The sequence below is a fragment of the Nocardiopsis rhodophaea genome (assembly GCF_039530945.1).
GTDB classification, from domain to species: domain Bacteria; phylum Actinomycetota; class Actinomycetes; order Streptosporangiales; family Streptosporangiaceae; genus Nocardiopsis_C; species Nocardiopsis_C rhodophaea.
In genome coordinates, this window is the sequence record NZ_BAAAPC010000084.1 from 1 (window position 1) to 500 (window position 500).

Annotated in this window: 2 protein-coding genes; both read right to left on the reverse strand. The window is 56.2% G+C overall.

Annotated features, from left to right (window positions below; translation table 11 throughout):
• Positions 1-460 (reverse strand): plasmid replication initiator RepA (gene repA, locus ABD259_RS25770; protein ID WP_344165879.1); only part of this gene is annotated, 460 nt, incomplete at its 3' end.
• Complete coding sequence (locus ABD259_RS26035; protein ID WP_097334000.1) at positions 453-500, reverse strand: hypothetical protein; 48 nt, start codon at positions 498-500, stop codon at positions 453-455. The genes ABD259_RS26035 and repA, both read right to left, overlap by 8 nt.

Sequence of the window (500 nt, forward strand, 5' to 3'; positions counted from 1 at the left end):
GCGCCGGTGTGAACGTGATATCGGTCGGAATGTTGCAACCAATAAGCGGGTCATATTCCGTCTGGTAGGTAATCAGACCCAGCTCAGCCAGGGACGTCAGGGCACGGGTGGCACGGGTGATGGAGAGTACTCCGGCATCAGCCTCCGTCGCCAGTCCACACTCAATGGCCAGCGTGGTGATGGAGCACTGGACACGGTTGGCCAGCGGATCATAGTGAAAACAGAGCCCCTGCAGCAGCGCATCAATAGCCCGACGACGCAGTACCGGTGGCATGCGCCGACGCAGACCACGCGAACGGGCATGTGCCACATGAATGGCGAAATCAAAACGGGAGGTGAAGCCTACCGCCTTTTCCATCAGTTTTTCGCAAAACTTCAGCGTTCCGGCACCTTCACGGGGTGTAAACACCGGATTCGGGTTCTTTACCTGGCGGTAATAAGTTTGTTGAAGATCAGTCACACCATCCTGCACTTATGTTGCACAGAAGGAGTGAGCACAG